Origin of the sequence: Amaricoccus sp. (genome assembly GCF_017993425.1) — a bacterium.
GTDB lineage: Bacteria > Pseudomonadota > Alphaproteobacteria > Rhodobacterales > Rhodobacteraceae > Amaricoccus.
Genome location: NZ_JAGOMQ010000011.1, coordinates 45,446 through 66,694, shown reverse-complemented (window position 1 = coordinate 66,694; position 21,249 = coordinate 45,446). Strand labels below are relative to the sequence as shown.

Annotated in this window: 20 protein-coding genes; 13 read left to right on the top strand and 7 right to left on the bottom strand. The window is 72.0% G+C overall.

From position 1 onward, the window contains the following. Positions 1–185 precede the first annotated feature (185 nt). On the top strand, positions 186–839 hold the full coding sequence (locus KBB57_RS07245; protein ID WP_290748107.1) for a metal-binding protein ZinT: 654 nt from the start codon (positions 186–188) through the stop codon (positions 837–839). Positions 840–875: 36 nt separating this feature from the next. Here KBB57_RS07245 and KBB57_RS07240 read toward each other — a convergent pair whose 3' ends face one another. The 4 genes from KBB57_RS07240 to KBB57_RS07225 all read right to left on the bottom strand — a co-directional run bounded on the left by KBB57_RS07240 (position 876) and on the right by KBB57_RS07225 (position 5,172). Beyond that, the gene (locus tag KBB57_RS07240) at positions 876–1,631 is read right to left on the bottom strand and encodes an ABC transporter ATP-binding protein (protein ID WP_290748105.1); all 756 of its coding nucleotides are present in this window, start codon (positions 1,629–1,631) and stop codon (positions 876–878) included. Then, complete coding sequence (locus KBB57_RS07235; protein WP_290748101.1) at positions 1,631–2,419, bottom strand: ABC transporter permease; 789 nt, start codon at positions 2,417–2,419, stop codon at positions 1,631–1,633. The genes KBB57_RS07240 and KBB57_RS07235 overlap by 1 nt, the downstream gene beginning before the upstream one ends. Positions 2,420–2,542: 123 nt before the next feature. Next, positions 2,543–3,595, bottom strand: coding sequence for an alanine racemase (gene alr / locus KBB57_RS07230; RefSeq protein WP_290748225.1), 1,053 nt, complete (start codon positions 3,593–3,595; stop codon positions 2,543–2,545). Positions 3,596–3,687: 92 nt separating this feature from the next. Then, positions 3,688–5,172 (bottom strand): replicative DNA helicase, encoded by a 1,485-nt coding sequence (locus KBB57_RS07225; RefSeq protein WP_290748099.1) that lies wholly within the window; start codon positions 5,170–5,172, stop codon positions 3,688–3,690. A gap of 220 nt (positions 5,173–5,392) precedes the next feature. Between KBB57_RS07225 and KBB57_RS07220 the strand changes: the two genes are divergently transcribed. The 12 genes from KBB57_RS07220 to coaD all read left to right on the top strand — a co-directional run bounded on the left by KBB57_RS07220 (position 5,393) and on the right by coaD (position 17,418). Beyond that, complete coding sequence (locus KBB57_RS07220; protein WP_290748097.1) at positions 5,393–5,782, top strand: hypothetical protein; 390 nt, start codon at positions 5,393–5,395, stop codon at positions 5,780–5,782. A 457-nt stretch (positions 5,783–6,239) separates the two neighbouring features. Next, on the top strand, positions 6,240–6,977 hold the full coding sequence (locus KBB57_RS07215) for an SDR family oxidoreductase (protein WP_290748094.1): 738 nt from the start codon (positions 6,240–6,242) through the stop codon (positions 6,975–6,977). A gap of 16 nt (positions 6,978–6,993) precedes the next feature. After that, positions 6,994–7,839, top strand: coding sequence for a fumarylacetoacetate hydrolase family protein (locus KBB57_RS07210; RefSeq protein ID WP_290748092.1), 846 nt, complete (start codon positions 6,994–6,996; stop codon positions 7,837–7,839). Between the two features lie 217 nt (positions 7,840–8,056). Continuing rightward, the gene (locus tag KBB57_RS07205; RefSeq protein WP_290748089.1) at positions 8,057–8,695 is read left to right on the top strand and encodes a DarT ssDNA thymidine ADP-ribosyltransferase family protein; all 639 of its coding nucleotides are present in this window, start codon (positions 8,057–8,059) and stop codon (positions 8,693–8,695) included. Between the two features lie 301 nt (positions 8,696–8,996). Then, positions 8,997–10,262, top strand: a complete 1,266-nt coding sequence (locus KBB57_RS07200) for an imelysin family protein (RefSeq protein ID WP_290748086.1) — start codon at positions 8,997–8,999, stop codon at positions 10,260–10,262. A 9-nt stretch (positions 10,263–10,271) separates the two neighbouring features. Continuing rightward, positions 10,272–11,771, top strand: coding sequence for a di-heme oxidoredictase family protein (locus KBB57_RS07195; RefSeq protein ID WP_290748083.1), 1,500 nt, complete (start codon positions 10,272–10,274; stop codon positions 11,769–11,771). 3 nt (positions 11,772–11,774) lie between these two features. Then, positions 11,775–13,364: an imelysin family protein gene (locus KBB57_RS07190; protein ID WP_367272662.1), complete on the top strand. Its 1,590-nt coding sequence runs from the start codon at positions 11,775–11,777 to the stop codon at positions 13,362–13,364. 1 nt (position 13,365) lies between these two features. After that, positions 13,366–14,442: a DUF1513 domain-containing protein gene (locus tag KBB57_RS07185; RefSeq protein WP_290748077.1), complete on the top strand. Its 1,077-nt coding sequence runs from the start codon at positions 13,366–13,368 to the stop codon at positions 14,440–14,442. Between the two features lie 96 nt (positions 14,443–14,538). Continuing rightward, positions 14,539–15,276, top strand: a complete 738-nt coding sequence (locus tag KBB57_RS07180) for a YebC/PmpR family DNA-binding transcriptional regulator (protein WP_290748075.1) — start codon at positions 14,539–14,541, stop codon at positions 15,274–15,276. 1 nt (position 15,277) lies between these two features. Further along, entirely contained in the window at positions 15,278–16,231 is a 954-nt protein-coding gene (locus KBB57_RS07175) for a hypothetical protein (protein ID WP_290748073.1), read from the top strand. Positions 16,232–16,361: 130 nt separating this feature from the next. Continuing rightward, positions 16,362–16,799 carry a CBS domain-containing protein gene (locus KBB57_RS07170; RefSeq protein WP_290748071.1) on the top strand — a complete coding sequence of 146 codons (438 nt, stop codon included), beginning with the start codon at positions 16,362–16,364 and terminating at the stop codon, positions 16,797–16,799. Between the two features lie 94 nt (positions 16,800–16,893). Beyond that, the gene (gene coaD, locus KBB57_RS07165) at positions 16,894–17,418 is read left to right on the top strand and encodes a pantetheine-phosphate adenylyltransferase (RefSeq protein ID WP_290748069.1); all 525 of its coding nucleotides are present in this window, start codon (positions 16,894–16,896) and stop codon (positions 17,416–17,418) included. A gap of 412 nt (positions 17,419–17,830) precedes the next feature. Here the strand turns inward: coaD and KBB57_RS07160 are convergent, their stop codons facing one another. The 3 genes from KBB57_RS07160 to KBB57_RS07150 all read right to left on the bottom strand — a co-directional run bounded on the left by KBB57_RS07160 (position 17,831) and on the right by KBB57_RS07150 (position 20,901). Next, positions 17,831–18,490: a YggS family pyridoxal phosphate-dependent enzyme gene (locus tag KBB57_RS07160; RefSeq protein ID WP_290748066.1), complete on the bottom strand. Its 660-nt coding sequence runs from the start codon at positions 18,488–18,490 to the stop codon at positions 17,831–17,833. A 1-nt stretch (position 18,491) separates the two neighbouring features. Then, the gene (locus tag KBB57_RS07155; RefSeq protein ID WP_290748063.1) at positions 18,492–19,619 is read right to left on the bottom strand and encodes a porin; all 1,128 of its coding nucleotides are present in this window, start codon (positions 19,617–19,619) and stop codon (positions 18,492–18,494) included. Between the two features lie 142 nt (positions 19,620–19,761). Beyond that, positions 19,762–20,901, bottom strand: coding sequence for a porin (locus tag KBB57_RS07150; protein WP_290748060.1), 1,140 nt, complete (start codon positions 20,899–20,901; stop codon positions 19,762–19,764). Positions 20,902–21,249: the final 348 nt, after the last annotated feature.

The window sequence follows — 21,249 nt, the reverse complement described above, 5'->3', positions numbered from 1 at the left end:
TCCCCCGCCGCGCCGCCGATCGCCGTTCCTGCGGACGTCCGGCTGGATAGACGCAGGAGGTCGCGGGCGGAAGCCCGATCCGAGCCGGCGCCGCGGCAGGTCGCCCTTGCGTCCGTCGGCGCGGGCGGCTATGGGTCTCGTCTGATATGTTACAATATAACATATCTGCGGAACGGAGGGACAGGATGCGAACGGGGATCAACAGGCGCGTCGGCGCCATCGTGGCGGGGGCGGCGCTCCTCCTTGGCGCGGCGGCGCTGGCCGAGACGGCGGCGCACGACCACGGGCACGACCATGGCGCGAAGGGCTCAGTCTATGAGGGCTATTTCGAGGACGCCCGGATCGCGGCGCGGCCGCTCGCCGACTGGGCGGGCGAATGGCGCTCGGTCTATCCGCTGCTCGTCGCCGGGACGCTCGAGCCGGTGATGACGCACAAGGCCGAGCATGGCGACAAGAGCGCGGAGGAATATCGCGCCTACTACGAGATCGGCTACGCGACCGACGTCGACCGGATCGTCATCGACGGCGACGTGGTGCGTTTCGAGAGCGCCGGGGGGACGGTGGCGGGGACCTATGCCGGGGACGGGTTCGAGGTCCTGACCTACGAGAAGGGCAACCGCGGCGTGCGGTTCGTCTTCCGCAAGGTGGCGGGCGACGCGGCGGCGCCGGGGTTCATCCAGTTCAGCGATCACAAGATCGCGCCGGAGACGTCCGACCATTTCCACCTCTACGCGGGCGACGACCGGGCGGCGCTGCTCGGGGAGCTGACGAACTGGCCGACCTACTATCCCGCCTCGCTCGACGACGCGGCCGTCGTCCGCGAGATGATCGCGCATTGACGCGCGGGGCGCGCCGGCGGCCCGGCCGCCGGCGCCTCAGCGGATCGCCGGGATCGGGCCCTCGGCGCGGCCGTGGATGAATTGCTGGAGGTAGGGGTCGGGCGCGGCGTCCATGTCGTCGATGTGCCCGGCCCAGCGCACGACGCCGCCGTGGAGCATCGCCACGTGGTCGGCCACCGTGCGCACGGTGGTCATGTCGTGGGTGATGGTGATCGCCGTCGCGCCCATCTCCTCGACCAGCGCGCGGATCAGGTCGTTGATGACGCCGGCCATGATCGGGTCGAGGCCGGCGGTCGGCTCGTCGAAGAAGATCGTGGAAGGGTCGGTGGCGATCGCCCGGGCGAGGCCGACGCGCTTCTGCATCCCGCCCGAAAGCTCGGCCGGGTAGAGGTCGGCGACCTCCGGCCCGAGGCCGACGCGGGCGAGCTTCGCCACCGCGAGCGCGTGGGCGTCGCGGCGCGCCAGGGGCTTGCGGGCGTGGATCAGGCGGAAGGCGACGTTGTGCCAGACCGGGAGCGAATCGAAGAGCGCGCCGCCCTGGAAGAGCATCCCGAAGTCGCGCAGGAAGGCGCGGCGGTCGATGCGGGAGGCCGGCGTGCCGTCGATGAGGATCTGGCCGGCGTCCGGCGTCAGGATGCCGAGGATGCATTTCAGCGTCACCGACTTGCCGGTGCCGGAGCCGCCGATGATGACGAGGCTCTCGCCCGGCAGGACCGCGAGGTCGACGCCGGCCAGCACCTCGGGCCCGCCGAAGCCCTTGCGCACGCCGCGAAGCTCGATGCGCGGCGTCATCAGAAGAAGAGCTCGGTCAGCAGGTAGTTGGCGGCGAGGATCAGCACCGAGGCGGAGACGACCGCGTCGGTGGTGGCGCGCCCCACCCCCTGGGCGCCGCGGCCGGAGTTGTAGCCGTGGTAGCAGCCCATCAGCGCCAGGATGAAGCCGAAGGCGGCGGCCTTCACGAGGCCGGAGACGACGTCCATCGTGGTGAGGAAGTCGACGGTGTTGCGGATGTAGTTGGCCGCGTTGATGTCGAGCCGGTAGACGCCGACGAGGTAGCCGCCCATCACCCCGATCACGTCGCCGAGGCCGACGAGGACGGGGAGCGCCAGCGTGGCGGCGAGGACGCGGGGCAGGACGAGGTATTTCATCGGGTCGGTCGAGAGCGTGGTCAGGGCGTCGATCTGCTCGGTGACGCGCATGGTGCCGAGCTCGGCCGCGATCGAGGAGGCGACGCGGCCGGCGACCATGAGGCCGCCGAGCACGGGCCCGAGCTCGCGGACGATGCCGATGGCGACGATGGAAGGCACCACGGTCTCGGCGTTGAAGCGCGAGCCGCCGGCGTAGATCTGGAGGGCGAGGGCGCCGCCGGTGAAGAGGGTGGTGAGCCCGACCACCGGCAGCGAGAAGTAGCCGATGCGGATCAGCTGGCGGCCGAGCTCGCCCCAGTACCAGGGCGGGCGGAAGAGCTGCGAGACCGCGTCGGCGGCGAAGATCGCCACGCGCCCGGTGGCGGCGAGGAGGCCGAGGGTGGAGCGGCCGATCGAGGCGGCGAGGCCGAGGAGCAGGTGGGCGGCGGTCATGGGCCGCCCAGATAGACGCCCCGGGCCCGGCCGCCAAGGCTTGTCGAAGCCCGGCCGCCGGTCACGGGCGCGCCACGAGGGCGCGTCGTGCGGCGGCGACGACGAGGAGCGGGCGGGCGCAGGTCATGGGGCGTCCAGGTAGACGCGCTCGTAGCGGCCGCCGAGGCTCGTCAGGATCTCGTAGCCGATGGTGCCGGCGGCGGCGGCCAGCGCGTCGACGCCCTGGCGGGCGTTGAGGATGTCGAGCGTCGGGGGGACGGCGGCGAGGTCGGTGACGTCGGCGGTGATCAGGTCCATGGAGAGGCGGCCGACGAGGGGCACGGGCGTGTCGCCGGCCCAGAGGCGGACGGAAGCCGCGCCGAGGGCGCGGAGGAGGCCGTCGGCGTAGCCGGCGGCGAGGGTGGCGATGCGCGACGGGCGGGAGGCGGTCCAGGCGGCGCCGTAGCCGACGGCCTCGCCCGGGGGGACGTCGCGGACCTGGATCACCGGCAGCGCGAGCGTGACCACCGGGCGGGCGGCGGCGAAGGGCAGGCCGCCGTAGAGGCCGATCCCGGGGCGGACGAGATCGAGGTGGTAGTCCGGCCCGAGCAGCACGCCGCCGGTGGCGGCGAGACTGCGGCGGGCGGCGGGGAAGCGCGCCGCAGCGGCGGCGAAGGCGGCGCGCTGGGCGGCGTTCTGCGGGTGGTCCGGCGTGTCGGCGCAGGCGAGGTGGCTGAGGACGAGGACGGGCGCGAGGCCGGGGAGGACATCGGCGAGGGCGTCGAGGTCGGAGGGCTCGAGCCCGAGGCGGTTCATGCCGCTGTCGAGCTGGACCGCCGCGGGGCGGCCCGGGCAGGCGGCGACGAAGGCGCGGACCTGCGCGGCGCTGTTCAGGCAGGGCGTCAGGTCGCGGGCGGCGACGAGGGGGGCGTCCCCGGGCATCAGCCCGCCGAGGATCAGGATCGCCGGGCCGGGGCCGAGGGCGTCGCGCAGGGCGGCGCCCTCCTCGGCCAGCGCGACGAAGAAGGTCCGCACCCCGGCGGCTGCGAGCGTCCGCCCGACCGGGCCGGCGCCGAGCCCGTAGGCGTCGGCCTTGAGCACGGCCGCGGTCTCGACCCCCGGGCCGGAGAGGGCGTCGAGCGCCCGCCAGTTGGCGACGAGGGCGCCGAGGTCGATAGTCAGGCGGGCGCGGGCGATGGCTCGGGCTCCTCGCTAACACGCGCGATAGTGGCTAATTCCGTCGCGATATCAGAGATTTGGCGATTCCGGTAACTCACGGTCAACCTTCGTCAACGGAAATCCACCTGCGCCGTGGCCTGATAGGCCTTCACGAGGTTGGAGAAGCGGGTGAACTCGCCCTCGAAGGCGAGGTCGACGGTGCCGATGGGGCCGTGGCGCTGCTTGCCGATGATCACCTCGGCCTTGCCGCGCAGCGCGTCCATGGCGGTCTGCCACTTCATCATCGCCTCGCCGTCGTGCTCGCCGGGCTTCTCGCGCTCCTTGTAGTATTCCTCGCGGAACACGAACATCACCACGTCGGCATCCTGCTCGATCGAGCCCGACTCGCGCAGGTCGGAGAGCTGGGGGCGCTTGTCCTCGCGGCTCTCGACCTGTCGGGAGAGCTGGGAGAGGGCGACGACGGGGATGTTCAGCTCCTTGGCGATGGCCTTCAACCCTTGCGTGATCTCGGACACCTCCTGCACCCGGCCCTCGCTGCGCGAGGAGGCGGGCTTGGCGAGCTGGAGGTAGTCGACGAAGAGGGCGTCGAGGCCGTGCTGGCGCTTCAGGCGGCGGGCGCGGGCGGCGAGGGTGGAGATCGGCAGCGCCGGCGTGTCGTCGATGAAGAGCGGGCAGGCCTCCAGCGCCTTGGCCGCCTCGATGAAGCGGCGCATCTCGTCCTCGGTCAGGTCGCCGCGGCGGATGCGGTCGGACGGGACGCGGGCCGCCTCGGAGAGGACGCGGGCGGCGAGCTGCTCGGCGGACATCTCGAGCGAGAAGAAGCCGACGACGCCGCCGTCGATGGCGCCCTCGGGGCCGTCGGGCCTGATCCCCTTGCGGTAGGCCTTGGCGATGTTGAAGGCGACGTTGGTGGCGAGCGAGGTCTTGCCCATCGAGGGGCGGCCCGCGAGGATCAGCAGGTCGGAGGGGTGGAGCCCGCCGAGCTTGGCGTCGAGGTCGGCGAGGCCGGTGGAGAGCCCGGCGAGGCCGCCGTCGCGGCGATAGGCGGCGTTGGCCACGTTCACCGCGTCGGTGGCGGCGCGCAGGAAGGACTGGAAGCCCTTGTCGACCTTGCCCTGCTCGCCGAGCTGGTAGAGCGCCTGCTCGGCCGCGACGATCTGGTCGCGCGGCTCGTCGTCGAGGTCCATGCGCGAGGCCTTGGCGGCGATGTCCTGCCCGAGCCCGATCAGCTCGCGGCGGATGGCGAGGTCGTAGACGAGGCGGGCGTAGTCCTTCGCGGCGAAGAGCGAGATCGCCGCGCCGGCGAGCCGCGCGAGGTAGGGCGGGCCGCCGAGGGCGCGCAGGCCCTCGTCGTCCTCGAGGAAGGCCTTGAGCGTGACCGGGGAGGCGAGCGCGTTCTTCTGGATGCGGTTGGCCGCCGCCTCGAAGATGCGGGCATGGACGGGCTCGTAGAAGTGCTCGGCGCGGACGACGGCGGCGACGCGGTCGTAGACGTCGTTGTTGACGAGGAGCGCGCCGAGGAGCGCCTGCTCGGCCTCGATGGAATGGGGCGCGCCGGCGACGTCCGCGTCCGCGCCTGCCGGTCCGTCCGCCATGTCGCTGCCCCCCTCGGCGTGCCTCCCGGTCGCGGCCGTTATACAGCCCGCCGGGCGGGCGGGAAGCGGAACGAAACGGGGGGACGGGGTGTGGATAAGTAGAAGATCGGGGAGGGATCGCGTTTGCCCCGTGTTTCCATGGGGTTGGTTTGGCGTCCCGGTTGACTCCGGCGCGGCGGCCGGGATGCTGCGCGGGGATTGCAGAGGGAGGGTCCGGCGGATGCGGACGATCGGAGCGGCGCTCGTGGGGCTCGGGCTGGCGGGGGCGGCCTCGGCGGCGCCGGTCTCGGCGCTGGGGACGTGGGTGGTGACGAAGGTGGAGAACGACCCGGGGATGCGCGCCACCGCGCTGGTGGACGACGACCCGTCCTACCTCGGGGCGGTGCTGAGGATCGCGCCGTCGGGGATCACCTGGGACACGGGCCGGACCAACGGCGAGGGGACCTACGACGGCTGCGCCGCGCCGCGCCTCGCGCCGGGCGCGGGCGGGGTCGCGGTCACCTGCGGCGGCGCCGCCTGGGGGCCGGGCGCGACGCTGACGCCGCTCGGCGCGAACCGGCTGCGGCTCGACTGGTACGACGGCGGGGTGCTGACGCTGACCCGCGACTGAGGGCAGGAGCGGGGGCCTGCGGCGTGGACCGGGCGCCGGGTCCGGGCCTACGGCCCTCGGGGCGAGCCGGCTGCGGCTCGACTGGCCCGGCGGGGCGTGTCGGCTTCGATCCGCGACCGACGGGCGGCGGGGTCGCCCACACCCGCGGCGCGGAGCGGGGGCCGGGCCGACGGCGCTCGGGGTGAGCCGGTTGCGGCTCGACTGGCCCGACGGGGAGCGTGCCGGCTTCGATCCGCGACCGACGGGCGGCGGGGTCGCCCTCGCCCGCGGCGCGGAGCGGGGTCGGGCCGACGGCGCCGAGAGCGCGGAGCTGCGGCGCGACCGGCAGGACCGGGCGCGCCGACCCGGCCCCGGGACTGACGCGCCGCGGCCGGGCGGTCCCGTCGGGTGGACAAGTCCTGCGCTCTCCCCCTACAACCGTTCCCGGCGTGGCGGGAGACCGCGCGGGGGAGGTGCGATGAACCGGCTGGACGGCAAGACCTGCCTCGTCACCGCGGCGGGACAGGGGATCGGGCGGGCGACGGCGCTGGCGTTCCGCGCCGAGGGGGCGCGGGTCGTCGCCACGGACATCAACGAGGCCACGCTGGGCGAGCTCGCGGCCGCGGGCCTGGAGACGGCGCGGCTCGACGTGACGGACGCGGGCGCGATCGCGGCGCTGCGCGACCGGACCGGCGGGATCGACGTGCTCTTCAACTGCGCGGGCTATGTCGACGGCGGCACCATCCTCGACTGCACCGAGGAGAGGTGGGCCTTCTCCGTCGATCTCAACATGACCGCGATGTACCGGATGATGCGGGCCTTCCTGCCCGGGATGGTGGCGCGGGGCGGCGGGTCGATCGTCAACATGTCCTCCGTGGCGTCGAGCGTGGTCGGCGTGCCGAACCGCTTCGTCTACGGGGCGACCAAGGCGGGCGTCATCGGCATGACCAGGGCGGTGGCGGCGGATTTCGTCACGCAAGGCGTCCGCTGCAACGCCATCTGCCCGGGGACGGTCGAGAGCCCGAGCCTGCACGAGCGGATGCGCGCGACCGGCGACTTCGACGCGGCGCACGCCGCCTTTGTCGCGCGCCAGCCGATGGGCCGGCTCGGCCGGGCGGAGGAGATCGCGGCGCTGGCGGTCTATCTCGCCTCGGACGAGAGCGCCTTCACCACCGGCGCGATCCATGTGGTCGACGGCGGCTGGACCAACGTCTGAACAGGGGGAAATCGGGATGAAGCTGGTTCGCTATGGAGAGCCCGGGGCGGAGAAGCCGGGGCTGATCGACGCCGAGGGCGGGATCCGCGACCTGTCGGGGCACGTGCTCGACATCTCGGGCGAGGTGCTGACGGACGAGGGGCTGGCGAAGCTGCGCAAGCTCGACCCGGCGGGCCTGCCGAAGGCGCCCGAGGGGGTGCGCTTCGGGCCCTGCGTCGCGGGGACGGGCAAGTTCATCTGCATCGGGCTCAACTACGCCGACCACGCCGCGGAATCCGGGATGGCGGTGCCGTCGGAGCCGGTGGTGTTCATGAAGGCGACGAGCGCGATCTGCGGGCCGGACGACGACGTGCTGATCCCGCGCGGCTCGGTGAAGACCGACTGGGAGGTCGAGCTCGCCGTGGTGATCGGGGCGAAGGCGAAGTATGTCGCGGAGGCCGATGCGATGCGGCATGTCGCGGGGTATTGCGTGGCGAACGACGTCTCGGAGCGCGCGTTCCAGGCGGAGCGGCAGGGGCAGTGGACCAAGGGCAAGAGCTGCGACACCTTCGGCCCGATCGGGCCGTGGCTGGTGACGCGCGACGAGGTGGCCGATCCGCAGAAGCTGAAGATGTGGCTGAACGTCAACGGCAAGAAGATGCAGGACGGCTCGACCGCGACCATGGTCTATGGCGTGGCGTTCCTGGTGAGCTATCTCAGCCAGTTCTTCACCCTGCTGCCGGGGGACGTGATCTCGACGGGCACGCCGCCGGGCGTCGGGATGGGGATGAAGCCGCCGACGTTCCTCCGGGCGGGCGACGTGGTGGAGCTCGGCATCGAGGGGCTGGGGCGGCAGAAGCAGACGTTTGTCACCGACGCCTGACGGCGGGGGTTATCCCGTTGTTCCGGCCCGGAAGAACCGGGCTGGAATCCGGCTTGCCGTTTTTTCATCGGCGGTTAAGGGCGCGTACCCCAAGACCAACACCACAGTCGGAAAGCGCCAAGAGCGGTCACCGGAAAGTCGCGGACCTGAAACCGAGTTACGGACGGAGTGAACGTTCATCTGCTCCCAAGCTGATTTTCAGAAAGGTAACCGCGGTATGGCGCATTTCCGCCAGAAGATCAGGCGGGCCGCCGAAGGCCGCGGCATCCTAGCGCTGTACCACTTCACCCGAAGAGAGAACCTGCTGAGCATTCTGAGCAATGGCTTACTCTCCCGCGAAGACCTCGCCGACACGAACCTCCAATACACGTACACCGATGATGCGCGATGGGATGACACGCCGCGGGCGATCTCCTTTTCGATCGACTCCATTAACTCCTCGATGTTCGATGCGAAGCGAAAAGTCGATCACAGGGGCTGGATCATTCTGCGGGTGGAACGCGAAGTGCTTTGGACGCACTCCTGCCGGTTTTGCCGGCAGAATGCGTCCACCAGTGCTGTTCGGAATGCCCGCGGCTTTTTGGGCGGGCCCTGGGGTTTCAACAGCATGTTTGAGGATGAAGACGTCTATATCCCCGAGGAGAGGGGATACCGCTCCCGACGAGATCACTACCAGATCCCGGATAACCGTCCGACATGGAACGATGCCGAGGTCCAGGTTCTCGACCCGGTGGATCAGAAGTTGATCACTGCGATTTTCGTGGGGAATGAGAGTATGAAGGCTTGGGCAGAAGATCTCGCCCAGCAGCTCGGACTGGATTGCGAGGTTATCGTCGATGACTACCTGGCGCCCTAACGGGATATTTCATAGGCCGCCCCCATTCTGCGCATCATGGCCTTCCGCGACCGGTGCAGCACCAACGGTTTGGGCTCGACGCGGTCATTCACCCGATGGCGCGGCAAGGTCGCTTCGGGCCGAAGCCTGCCCTTCGCATCGGCAGACCGGCTTATGAGTTCACGCCCCAAGGATCGCCTGCGCGAACCCCCGCATTTCCGATGATTTCTCTCGCCCCCCTATTCCCGACTCGATTGCTCCGGCTTAGGGTGCGCCGCGACAGGGGCGGCCCGCGGGCCGCGGACAGGCGAGGAGTGGGGTCATGCGGGGATTGTGGACGGGGGCGGCGGCGCTCGGCCTGCTGGCGGGAGCGGGGGCGGCGGCGGCGGATGAGCGGGCGGACGTGCTCGGGACCTATGCCGACATCGCGGAGGCGGGCTACGGCGACAGCCTCGCCGCGGCGGAGCGGCTGAAGGCCGCCGTGGCGGCGCTGATCGCCACGCCGTCGGCGGAGACGATGCAGGCGGCGCGGACGGCGTGGCTGCAGAGCCGGGTGCCCTACCAGCAGACCGAGGTGTTCCGTTTCGGCAACGCCATCGTCGACGAATGGGAGGGCAAGGTGAACGCCTGGCCGCTCGACGAGGGGCTGATCGACTACGTCGATCCGGTCTATGGCGGCGCGACGGACGAGAACCCCTATGCGGTGCTGAACGTCATCGCCAATCCGAGCTTCGAGCTCTCGGGCGAGACGGTGGACGCGAGCGTCATCACCAAGGAGCTGCTGGCGGAGAAGCTGCAGGAGGCGGACGCGATCGAGTCGAACGTCGCGACCGGCTACCACGCCATCGAGTTCCTGCTCTGGGGGCAGGACCTGCACGGCACCGACCACGGGGCCGGCGAGCGGCCGTGGACGGACTACGCTTCCGGGGCGGACTGCACCGGGGGCAATTGCGACCGGCGGGGGCAGTATCTGCAGGCGGCGACCGACCTTCTCGTCGACGACCTGAGCTGGATGGTCGCGCAGTGGGGCGACGACGGCGAGGCGCGCAAGACGCTGCTCGCCGATCCGGCCGCCGGGGTTGTGGCGATCCTGACCGGCATGGGCAGCCTCAGCTACGGCGAGCAGGCCGGCGAGCGGATGCGGCTCGGGCTGATGCTGCACGACCCGGAGGAGGAGCACGACTGCTTCTCGGACAACACCTACAACAGCCACTACTACGACGGGATGGGCGTGCGGAACGTCTATCTCGGGCACTACACCCGGATCGACGGCAGCGTCGTGGAGGGGCCGTCGGTGTCCGGGCTGGTCGCCGCGGTCGACCCGACGGTCGACGCCGACCTGCGCGGGAAGCTCGACGCCACCATGGCGGCGCTCGGGGCGATCAAGACGACCGCCGAGGCGGGCACCTCCTACGACCAGATGCTGGCGACGGGGAACACGGCCGGCGAGGCGCTGGTGATGGGCGGCGTCAACGCGCTGATCGACCAGACGCGGGCGATCGAGCGGGCGGTGTCGGCGCTCGGCCTCAGCCAGATCGCCTTCGAGGGCTCGGACAGCCTCGACAACCCCGACGCCGTCTTCCAGTAGGCGGCGGCGATGCGGCGCGTCCTCCTCGCGGGGGCGCTCGTCCTCGCGGCGCCGCTGGCCGCGTCGCAACCCGCCGGGGACGCGCACCTGAACGTCACGCCCCGCACGGCCGAGGAGGCCGGGCGGGTCGTTTCCGTGACGGCGCCGGCGACGAGCTTCGCGGCGCCGGAGCCGTTCGAGACCAACCCCGGCGGGGCGGCGACCAACCGGCGGCGGCCGGACGCCAACGCCTTCTCGTTCTCGTCGGCGAACCTCGACTTCGCGAAGGAGCTCGACTTCAAGGTCGGCAACGGCATCTTCCGCAAGCTCTGGGTCTCGGCGCCGTCCTCGACCCAGGCCTCGGACGGGCTCGGGCCGATCTTCAATTCGCGGGCCTGCCAGAACTGCCACCTGAAGGACGCGCGCGGCCATCCGCCGGCGCCGGGCGAGCCGGCGACGCAGATGTTCCTGCGGCTCTCCGTGCCGTCGGACCACGATGCGCTGGCGGGCGAGATCGCCGACTGGATCGGGGCGGCGCCGGAGCCGGTCTATGGCGGGCAGTTCCAGACCTTCTCGATCGCCGGGATTCCCGCCGAGGGGCGGTTCACCATCGACTACGCCGAGGAGGAGGTCGCGCTCGCCGGGGGCGAGACGGCGCGGCTGCGGCGGCCGAGCTACGGCGTGGCCGACCTCGCCTATGGCCCCATGGCCGAGGACGTGATGATGTCGCCGCGGGTGGCGCCGCAGATGATCGGGCTCGGGCTCGTCGAGGCGATCCCGGCGGCGGACATCCTCGCCCATGCCGACCCCGACGACGCCGACGGCGACGGGATCAGCGGGCGGCCGAACATCGTGTGGTCGGCGGAGTTCGGGCAGCCGATGCTCGGGCGCTTCGGCTACAAGGCCGGGATGCCGACGATCCGCGAGCAGACCGCCGCCGCCTTCGCCGGCGACATCGGCATCTCGACGCGCCTGCATCCCGACGGCTGGGGCGACTGCACCGCGGCGCAGGCGGCCTGTCGCGCGGCGCCGCACGGCGGCGATCCCGAGGCGGAGGACGCCGCGCTCGACCTCGTGACCTTCTACAGCCGCAATCTCGCGGTTCCGGCGCGGCGGGATCCGGGGGATCCGGAGGTGCTGCGCGGCAAGGAGCTGTTCTATGCGACGGGCTGCGCCGCCTGCCACGCGCCGAAGTTCGTGACCCACCGCCTGACCGACCGGCCGGAGCAGAGCTTCCAGCTGATCTGGCCCTATTCGGACTTCCTGCTGCACGACATGGGCGAGGGGCTGGCCGACAACCGCCCCGAGGGCCGGGCCGAGGGGCGGGAATGGCGGACTGCGCCGCTCTGGGGGATCGGGCTGACCGGGACGGTGACCGGGCAGGAGAGCTTCCTGCACGACGGGCGGGCGCGGAGCCTGCTCGAGGCGGTGCTCTGGCACGGCGGCGAGGCGCAGGCCGCCCGCGACCGGGTGGTGGAGATGACGCCGGAGGAGCGGGCGGCGCTGCTGCGCTTCCTGGGGAGCCTTTAGGGGATGCGGACGGTGCTATCACGCGTGATATGCGGGCAAGGTGTTGTTATTACTGATATATTTCGAGTGGTGCGGAGCCTGGTTACACTACGCGACAGGAGCCGGTTGCCGCCCGAGGCTGCGGCGCTCGCCCCGACCGAAGCGGGCTCTGCCCGCGAGGCTGCGGCCCGACAAGCGAAAGCCCGGCTTTCGCCGCGCCGACGGCCGGAGCGCGTTGGCGCGGAGGCCGTGGGGGGTGAAGATTTCCCCGTCGCGCGCAATCCGGCCGTGATCGCCCCGGCGAGCGCGGCGACGCGCTCGCCCCCCGCAGGGGCGATCGCGGACGGAGTTGCCACGGGTCAAATCCGTCTGGCTTCACCGTCCCGCACTCTCCCGACCGAGGTTTCTCTCCACTGTCGTGCAGTGTGGAGCCTGATGTCCTCGCCGCGACGTCGCCGCATTCACGACGGGGATTGCCGGCCGACGGTTCCGCCCGGCGCTTCTCGCCTCTCCCGGGCGGCGAGCGGCGCGACGCAATGCGCCGCTCGCGCCGGTTGGAGGCAGGGACCGACCGGAGGCCGTGGGGGCCGGTCGGCGCGGGCGTTCGCGGCGGTTGCGGCAGCGCTCGGGCTGCTCGCCGGGCCGGCGGGGGCGCTCGATCATGCCGCCGTCGCGAAACGGGCGCTGGAGGGGCATATCCTGCCGCGCTTCGACACCCTCGCCGCGGACACGGCGGCGCTGGCGACCGCGGCGCAGGGGCATTGCGCCGGCGGGCCGGAGGACCTGATGGCGGCCTACAATGCCGCCTTCGACGCCTGGATGGGGGTGGCGCATCTGCGCTTCGGCCCGCTGGAGGAGGGCGACACCGGCTTCGCCATCGCCTTCTGGCCGGACGAGCGCAGCGCGACGCCGCGGGCGCTGGCGAAGCTCGAGGCGGACCAGGACCCGGTGGTCGACGACCCCGCACGCTTCGCGCAGCTCTCGGTCGCGGCGCGCGGGCTCTTCGCGCTCGACGCGCTGCTCGCCGAGGGGCCGCCGGCGGCGGGGAGCTACGAATGCCGGCTGGTCACCGCCGTGGCGGTCGATCTCGCGGCGACCGCGGCCAAGGCGCGCGACCGCTGGCGGGATCCCTTCGCGGGGTATCTCGCGACGGCGGGCGCGCCGGGCAACCCGCTCTACCTGACGCCGGAGGAGGGCTCGCGCGCCATCTTCACCGCGCTCGCCGGCGGGCTCGAGGTGACGGCGGACCACCGGCTGGGCCGGCCGCTCGGCACCTTCGAGAAGCCGCAGCCGCGGCGGGCCGAGGCCTGGCGGACCGGGCGGCCGCAGCGCGACGTGATCCTGTCGGTGGCGGCGGCGCGCAGCCTCTACGAGACCGCCTTCGCGCCGGAGCTGTCGGCGAAGGCGCAGGCGGGGCTGGAGGCGGCGTTCGTCGAGGCCGAGCAGGCGGCCGCGGGCATGGGCGACGTCGCGGTCGCCGTGACCAAGCCGGGGACCCGGATCCGGGTCGAATCGGCGCAGCAGGCGATCCGGCGGCTGCGCACGGATCTCGTGGTCGAGGTCGGCGGGTCGCTCGGCATCGCCGCGGGCTTCAACTCCATGGACGGAGACTGAGATGAGGACATCGCGCCGCGGGCTTCTCGCCGCCTTCGCCGCCGTCGGGCTCGCGCCGCGGGCCACCTGGGCGGACGTGGGCTCCCCCGCCTATCTCGCCGCCGCCGGGCTGCCGGACGGCCGCTTCGTGCTGCTCGGCCTCGGCGAGGACGGAGCGGAGCGGTTCCGCATCGACCTGCCGGCGCGCGGCCATGCCGCGGCGGCGCGGCCGCGGCTCGCCGAGGCGGTGGCCTTCGGCCGGCGGCCGGGGCGCTACGCGCTGGTGCTCGACTGCGCCGACGGGCGGGTGGTCGCCGAGCTGAGCGCGCCGGCGGGCCGCGCCTTCCAGGGCCACGGCGCCTTCTCGCGCGACGGGGCGACGCTCTTCACCACCGAGACGGCGGAGGAGGGACGCGGGCTCCTCGGGGTGTGGGACGCGGCATCGGGCTATGCCCGGATCGGCGAGGTCTCCTCGGGGGGGATCGGGCCGCACGAGATCCTGCTGACCCGGGACGGGGCCCGGCTCGCGGTGGCGAACGGCGGGATCGCGACCGACACCGACGTGCGCTCGCCGCTGAACCTCGCGACGATGCACGCGAACCTCAGCTATCTCGACGTCGCCACCGGACGGGTGCTGGAGACGCTGGAGACGCCGGACGAGCTGCGGCTGAACTCGATCCGCCACATCGCCATCGCGCGCGACGGCACGCTGGCGGCGGCGCTGCAATGGGAGGGGGACGAGCTGATGAACCCGCCGCTCCTCGCGGTGCATCGGCCGGGGGCGGCGGCGCTGGAGTTTCTCTCGGCGGCGCCGGAGACGCAGCGGCGGACCCGCAACTACGCCGGCAGCGCGGCGATCTCCGACGACGCGCGCCAGGCGGCGATCACCTGCCCGCGCGGGGGGATGATGCTGGTCTTCGACCTCGCGACCGGCGCTGCGACGGAGCTCGACTCGCCCGACCTCTGCGGGGTGGCGGCGGCGCAGGGGCGCTTCGTCTGCACCACCGGCGAGGGCCTGTTCCTCGACGCGGCGGTGGCCGGCGGGCGGCGGGCGTTCTCGGGGCTCGCCTTCGACAACCACATCGTGCGGCTGGCCTGAGGCCCCTGCCCCGCCGCGCCGCGAGAGGGGGGCTTGCCGCCTGCGCGGGGGCTCGCCTATAAGGCGCGCCATCCTCGAAAGACCCGGGAGAGACCCATGGCCGGCCATTCCAAGTGGGCCAACATCCAGCATCGCAAGGGCCGCCAGGACGCGGTGCGCGCGAAGCTGTTCTCCAAGCTCTCGAAGGAGATCACCGTCGCCGCCAAGATGGGCGACCCGGACCCCGACAAGAACCCGCGCCTGCGCCTCGCGGTCAAGGAGGCCAAGGCCGTCTCCATGCCCAAGGACAACATCGACCGGGCGATCAAGAAGTCGATCGCCGGCGACATGGAGAGCTACGAGGAGATCCGCTACGAGGGCTACGGGCCGAGCGGCGTCGCCATCATCGTCGAGGCGATGACCGACAACCGCAACCGCACCGCCTCGAACGTGCGCTCGACCTTCACCAAGCGCGGCGGCAACCTCGGCGAGACCGGCTCGGTCAGCTTCATGTTCGACCGCAAGGGCCAGATCGTCTACGGCGCGGGGCTCGACGCCGACCGCGTGATGGAGGCGGCGATCGAGGCCGGCGCCGAGGACGTCGAGAGCGGCGAGGACGGGCACGTGGTCTGGTGCGCGGTCGAGGACCTCAACGACGTCTCGACCGCGCTCGAGGCGGCGCTCGGCGAGGCGGAATCGACCAAGCTCGTCTGGAAGCCGCAGACGACGACCGAGCTCGACCTCGAGGCGGCGCAGTCGCTGATGAAGCTGATCGAGGCGCTGGAGGACGACGACGACGTGCAGTCGGTCACCGCGAACTTCGAGATCTCCGACGAGGTCATGGCCCAGCTCTGAGATGAAGCGCGAGGCCCGCAGCGCCGAGGACACGTTCGCGCACTGGGTGCGCTCGGCGCCCGACAAGGTGGCGACGTATTTCGGCAGCCTCGCGGATTTTGCGCGGCCGCTCCGTCCGGAGGAGCTGGCCGCCGCCGACCGCATCACCACGGCGGTGCTGCCGCTCGGGCCCTACCGCAACCTCACCACGATGACCGCGGCGCTCTTCGCGCTGCACCCGCAGGCGGTGGTGCTGAACCACGCCGCCGACCGGGTCTTCGCCTCGCGCCACGACCCGTTCGACGCGCCAGGCCCGGAGCGGTGGCGGGCGTTCAAGGCGGTGGCGCTGCGGCTGCTGCGCCACGGGCGCAAGTCGAGCTACGGCGGCAACGTGCTCCTGTCGCACGCCTTCCGCGGCCGGCCGATCGAGGCGGCCTATCGGGCGCGGTTCGGCGACGTGCTGGCGAAGCCGGAGGCGACGACGCTGTTCTGGAAGGACTCGATGCGCTTCCAGAACCGCTTCGAGGCCGGGCGGCCATCGGTCGAGGCGTTCCTCGCCGCCGTGCCGGAGACGGTGTTCCTGTTCCCGGTGCGCAACCCGATGGACTGCGCCCGCTCGAACCTCGCCACCGGCCATGTCCGCCACCTGCTGCCGGAGGACCAGCGCACCTTCGACGCCACGCTCCGCCGGGTGCTGGAGAGCCTGCGCTGGTTCCGGGCGCGCGAGCGCGCCGACCCGGAGCGGTTCTGGAGCTTCACCGAGGCGGAGCTCGGCGGCGACTTCTTCGCCCGCTTCGCCGCCTTCGCCCGGCTGCCGGCCGACCCGGCCTGGCTCGCCGACGCGCCCGGAGCGGTGGAGATCGCGCCGCGCTCCGAGCACAAGCCCGGCCGCCCGGAGCTCTACGCCCGCCTCGTCGCCGAGCTCTTCGCCGACGACCCGGCGATGCGCGCCCGGCTGGAGCGCTTCCTCGACTGAGGCCGGCCCGCCTTGACCTCGCCCGATTCCCCTCGCGGCGCCGCGGGTCGCTTGACTCGCGGCCGCCGCGCGGGCGACACTTCCTTGCGCGGCGCCGCCCGGGCGCCGGGCCGCGGGGGAGAAGGCGCGGATGCACGTCAATTCGATCATCGCTCAGAAGAAGCTCCAGCAGACGATCACCATCAAGCCGGGCGACCTGGTGAAGGCCGCGGCGGAGCTCCTCGCGAAGCACCGCATCGGCGCCGTGGTCGTCAGCCGCGACGGATCGATCGTCGACGGGATCCTCTCCGAGCGCGACATCGTCCGCGCCCTCGGCACCACCGGCGTCGAATGCATGGCGCTGAAGGCCGAGGACCTGATGACCCGCACGGTCATCGCCTGCCACCCCGACGACACCGCGCATTCGGTGATGGAGCGGATGACCGAGGGCCGCTTCCGCCACATGCCGGTCGTCGAGCAGGGCCGCATGATCGGGGTGATCTCCATCGGCGACGTGGTCAAGGCCCGGCTCGCCGAGATCGAGAGCGAGAACACCGCCCTGACCGGGATGATCGCGAACTCCTGGTGACCGCCCGGGCCGGCGGCGCCGCCATGTCCTGCCCGGAAGCGGAGGCGCGCCCCCGCCGCCTCGCGCCCGTGGCGCAAAGCCTGCGGGAGACGAGATGCGCGTAGGGCTCTATCCGGGCACGTTCGACCCGGTCACGCTCGGCCATGCCGACATCATCCGGCGGGCCTGCAAGCTGGTCGACCGGCTGGTGATCGGCATCGCCATCAACCGCGACAAGGGGCCGCTCTTCACCCTCGACGAGCGGGTCGCCATGGTCGAGGAGCATGCCGGCCCGCTCGGCCGCGCCGGCGGGGTCGAGATCGTGGCGCATCCCTTCGAGAACCTGCTGATCCACTGCGCCGAGGACGTGGGCGCGACGGTGATCATCCGCGGCCTGCGCGCCGTCTCGGACTTCGAGTACGAGTTCCAGATGGTCGGCATGAACCGCGCGATGAACGACACGGTCGAGACGGTGTTCCTCATGGCCGACGCCCACCACCAGGCCATCGCCTCGCGCCTCGTCAAGGAGATCGCCCGGCTCGGCGGCGACGTGAGCACCTTCGTGCCCCCGAAGATCGCCGCCCTGCTCGCGGAGAAGCTCGGCAAGCCCCTCCGCCAGCGGACCCCGGTCGCCGTCTGACCCCGCGGCCTCGGACGCCCGCCCGCGGGGACGCCCCCCGGCCCTGCCCCGGCGGTCGCCCGCGGGGCAAGGCAGGCGCCGACGGCAAGGGCGCGCTACACGACTCTTGCCTTGTCCCACAGGGGGCCGGGCGTCCTCACGGCCAATCGCCCGCGAGGCTGTCGGGCGAGCTCGATCAGATACGAACGGGCCACATCTCGACCATGTTTATTTGCGCGTGACTTAACGACTACCGGCTGGCGCCCTTCGACTCACTTGAGGCTTGCGCCCTTCCTGCCCCGACCGCTCCGCGTCGAGCAGGTTGACATGCGCATGTCACCCTGCGGGAGCCGTCGCGGGGCGAGACGTCGCCGCTGGACGGACCCTTGCCGCCGCCGCCGTCGTGCAGCGGGGGTCGAGGGTTGCAATTCCCTCAGCCCGCCGGCCGGCGCGCGCCGAAGATCGCGGAGCCGACCCGGACATGGGTCGCGCCGTGGGCGATGGCGACCTCGAAGTCGTCGCTCATCCCCATGGAGAGCCCGGCGAGGCCGTTCCGGCGCGCCATCTCCGCCAGCCGGGCGAAATGCGGGGCCGGGTCGTCGTCGACCGGCGGGATGCACATCAGCCCGAAGACCGGCAGGTCCCAGATCCCGCGGCAGCGCGCGAGGAAGCCGTCGAGCGCCCCCTCGGCGACGCCGGCCTTCTGCGGCTCGTCGCCGACGTTGACCTGCGCGAACAGGAGCGGACAGCTTCCCCGCGCCTGCACGGCGCGCGCGAGCTTCGTCGCCAGGCCGTCGCGGTCGAGGCTGTGGATGGCGTCGAAGAGATCGAGCGCCCGCGCCAGCTTGTTGGTCTGGAGCGGCCCGACCAGATGAAGCTCCAGCCCCGGCAGCGCCCCGCGCCGCGCCGCCCAGCGCCCCTCGGCCTCCTGCACCCGGTTCTCGCCGAAGACCCGGGCGCCCTCGGCGATCGCCGCCGCCACCCGCTCCTCCGGCTGCTCCTTCGACACCGCGACGAGCGTCACCGCCGCGCGCGGCCGGCCGGCGGCGGCGCAGGCGGCCGCGAGCCGCGCCTCGATGGCGGCGAGCGTCACCTCAGAACGCCATGCTGATGCCGAAGTCGGCGAGCGTCGTCGCCTCGACCTCCGGCGCGAACTGCGCGTCCTCGGGCGCGCCCACGGCGTCGGCGCCATAGCTGCGCGCCACGCCCATGTTCACCGTCGCGCCGCCGCCGAGGTCGTACTGCACCGACATCCCGTAGCTGTCCCGGCCGTCGAGCGCCTCGCCGAACAGCGCGTTGCCGTCGACCACCGCGGAGTAATAGGCGTAGACCGACCAGGCCTCGTGCGCAAAGCCTGCCCCGCCGGTCAGGACGTCGAGCTCGCCGAGGTCGCCCGCGCTGATCGCCGCAAAGCCGATCCCGGCCTGGAACGCGCCGAACGTGCCGCGCAGGCTCGCGGACCACTCCTCGCCGTCGGGCACGTCGACCTCGCCGTAGTAGCCGATCTCGCCCTCGAAGCCGCTGAAATCGTAGTAGCCGGCCCCGAAGGTGACCGAGCCGTCGCCCAGCTCCAGCGTGTAGCCGGCGCCGACGCCGACGGCGTCGAGGTCGCGGTCGGTGGAGACCGAGAGGCCGAAGCCGGCGATGTCGTAGTCGTAGCGCACCGTCGGCCGGACGTCGGGGTCGGCGAGGAACTGCAGCTCGTCGTTGTCGGTGCCGCCGCCGTTCGACAGGAAGGGCAGCTCGTTGAAGTCGCCGAGCCCGGTCAGGGTGACGTTGCGGATCGGGTCGCCGACGCGCTGGTAGTCGGCGCCGTCGACGTCGCCATAGGTCAGCGTGCCCCAGGCGCCGGCGACGAAGGCGCTGCCGGCGGTCTGGCCGCTGGCCGCCGTGGGGCCCGTCCCGCCCGAGGGAGCGTTGTCGGCGCGGATGGAGGCGCCGAAGGTGATGCCGCTGTCGCTCTCGCCGACGCCGGTGAAGACGAAGCGCACCCGGCTCAGGGCGCGCAGCTCGTCGTCGGGCGCGCCGAGGCGGGTGTCGACGGCGACGGGCGCGCCGCCCCGGTCGACCGTCTCGGTGCGGGTGGGCTCGAGCCACGGGTCGCCGTTGTTGAGGACGCCGTAGCCGATGCCGAGCCGCGCGGTGCCGCTGAGCGTGACCTCCGCGGAAGCGGTCGCCGCCGGCAGGACGGCCGTGGAGAGGAGAAGGACGAGACGCCGCATTGATTGCCCTCCGGCTTGTGCCGGGGCCCGCGCGCCCGTCGGACCAGGCGGGCACGAGGCGACCGGACTGGGGACGATGCTGTCGCCTTAAAGAAAAAGGCGGGCAATGCCCGCCTTTTCCCTGCATTCGATCCGGACTGGATCAGAACGCCATCTTGATGCCGAAGTCGGCGACGGTGGCGTCCTCGACTTCCGGAGCATAGTAGTTCGCGAGGTCGTCGCGATCGCCGATCTGGGCGCGGCCGTAGGTCTGGGCGACGCCCATGTTGACCGAGGCGCCGCCGCCGAGGTCGTACTGCACCGACGCGCCGTAGCTGTCGTTGCCGTCATAGTACTCGAACGAGCCGTTGCCGGTCAGGACGTTGGCGTAGTAGGCGTTGATCGTCCACGCGTCCCAGGTGTAGCCGAGGCCGCCGATGATCACGTCGAGGTCGCCCGACACGAGGTCGTTGTCGCTGTCCATGCTGGAGGCGGTGTAGACGATGCCCCCCGAGAAGCCGCCGAACGTGCCGGTCGCGCCGACCGACCACTGCTCGCCGCCCTTCACGTCGACCAGACCCGGGATGCCCGTGACGGTGGTCGTGAACTCCTGGAAGTCGTAGTAGCCGACGCCGCCGGTGACCGAGCCCTCGTCGAACTCGTAGGTGTAGCTCGCGCCGACGCCCACGTCGTTCAGGGAGCGGTTGGTCGAGGCCGAAACCTGCACGCCCATGAAGTTGTAGTCGTAACGAACCGTCGGACGAGTCTCGGGGTTGTTGGCGAACTGGATCGAGTCGTCGCCGAAGCCGCCGCCGTTCGAGAAGTACGGGGTCTCGTTGAGGTCGCCGAGGCCGGTCAGCGCGACGTTGCCGATCGCGTCGCCGACGTTCTGCTCGTCCGCGCCGTTCGTGTCGCCGTAGGTCAGCGTGCCCCAGGAGCCGGACACGAAGACCTCGCCCGCCGTCTGGCCGGTGGCCGCCGAGGCGTCCGTGCCGCCCGAAGAGGCGTTGTCGGCGCGGATCGTGGCGCCGAAGGTGATGCCCGAATCCGACTCGCCGGTCATGGTGACGCCGAAGCGGATACGCGACACGGCGCGAAGGTCCTCGGTGCCCTCGTAGCGGTCGATGATCGTGACGCCGTCGGCGTTCGTGCCCTCGACAGCCTCGAGATCGACGCCGCCCTCGTTGTTGATGTTGTAGCCGATACCAAGCCGGGCGCTGCCGAACAGCGCGATCTCGGCCGACGCCGCGCCGCCGACCGCAAGAGCGGCGAGAGCGGACGACGCGAACAGAATCTTTTTCATCGCTTTCCTCGGTTTTTTAGTTCAAGGCCATCTCGAAATCCGGCTGCCCGGACCAGATGGATGTTGTCATCACTCAGGGGGCCGGTCAGGGTCAAGCGAATGGCGGAAGGCGGGACGCTTGTGTCACGGAATGATGCAGGAGCGCCACACTGCCCCCGCCGGGCCCCCTGCGAGCCCCCGTCGCCCGAGGGCAATCGCCTGAAGGCTTGAGGTTGGTCCCGGGAGATGGACGAAGCGACCTTGTGCTCCGAGGTCGCTTCTTGCGCGCGCAAGCGCCCGCGGGGCGCCCGACAGGCGGGGCGGAGGAAGAAGAGGGCGAGGGCGGGCGCGCCCGCCGCGCGGGCCTTC

Coding starts and splice junctions, on each gene's coding strand:
- KBB57_RS07170 (WP_290748071.1), top strand. CDS start 16,362: ATGCACGTCAATTCGATCATCGCTCAGAAGAAGCTCCAGCAGACGATC.
- KBB57_RS07150 (WP_290748060.1), bottom strand. CDS start 20,901: ATGAAAAAGATTCTGTTCGCGTCGTCCGCTCTCGCCGCTCTTGCGGTC.
- KBB57_RS07240 (WP_290748105.1), bottom strand. CDS start 1,631: ATGACGCCGCGCATCGAGCTTCGCGGCGTGCGCAAGGGCTTCGGCGGG.
- KBB57_RS07155 (WP_290748063.1), bottom strand. CDS start 19,619: ATGCGGCGTCTCGTCCTTCTCCTCTCCACGGCCGTCCTGCCGGCGGCG.
- KBB57_RS07185 (WP_290748077.1), top strand. CDS start 13,366: ATGAGGACATCGCGCCGCGGGCTTCTCGCCGCCTTCGCCGCCGTCGGG.
- KBB57_RS07180 (WP_290748075.1), top strand. CDS start 14,539: ATGGCCGGCCATTCCAAGTGGGCCAACATCCAGCATCGCAAGGGCCGC.
- KBB57_RS07190 (WP_367272662.1), top strand. CDS start 11,775: ATGCGGACGGTGCTATCACGCGTGATATGCGGGCAAGGTGTTGTTATT.
- coaD (WP_290748069.1), top strand. CDS start 16,894: ATGCGCGTAGGGCTCTATCCGGGCACGTTCGACCCGGTCACGCTCGGC.
- KBB57_RS07235 (WP_290748101.1), bottom strand. CDS start 2,419: ATGACCGCCGCCCACCTGCTCCTCGGCCTCGCCGCCTCGATCGGCCGC.
- KBB57_RS07225 (WP_290748099.1), bottom strand. CDS start 5,172: ATGGCGGACGGACCGGCAGGCGCGGACGCGGACGTCGCCGGCGCGCCC.
- KBB57_RS07175 (WP_290748073.1), top strand. CDS start 15,278: ATGAAGCGCGAGGCCCGCAGCGCCGAGGACACGTTCGCGCACTGGGTG.
- KBB57_RS07220 (WP_290748097.1), top strand. CDS start 5,393: ATGCGGACGATCGGAGCGGCGCTCGTGGGGCTCGGGCTGGCGGGGGCG.
- KBB57_RS07205 (WP_290748089.1), top strand. CDS start 8,057: ATGGCGCATTTCCGCCAGAAGATCAGGCGGGCCGCCGAAGGCCGCGGC.
- KBB57_RS07195 (WP_290748083.1), top strand. CDS start 10,272: ATGCGGCGCGTCCTCCTCGCGGGGGCGCTCGTCCTCGCGGCGCCGCTG.
- KBB57_RS07215 (WP_290748094.1), top strand. CDS start 6,240: ATGAACCGGCTGGACGGCAAGACCTGCCTCGTCACCGCGGCGGGACAG.
- KBB57_RS07210 (WP_290748092.1), top strand. CDS start 6,994: ATGAAGCTGGTTCGCTATGGAGAGCCCGGGGCGGAGAAGCCGGGGCTG.
- KBB57_RS07200 (WP_290748086.1), top strand. CDS start 8,997: ATGCGGGGATTGTGGACGGGGGCGGCGGCGCTCGGCCTGCTGGCGGGA.
- KBB57_RS07245 (WP_290748107.1), top strand. CDS start 186: ATGCGAACGGGGATCAACAGGCGCGTCGGCGCCATCGTGGCGGGGGCG.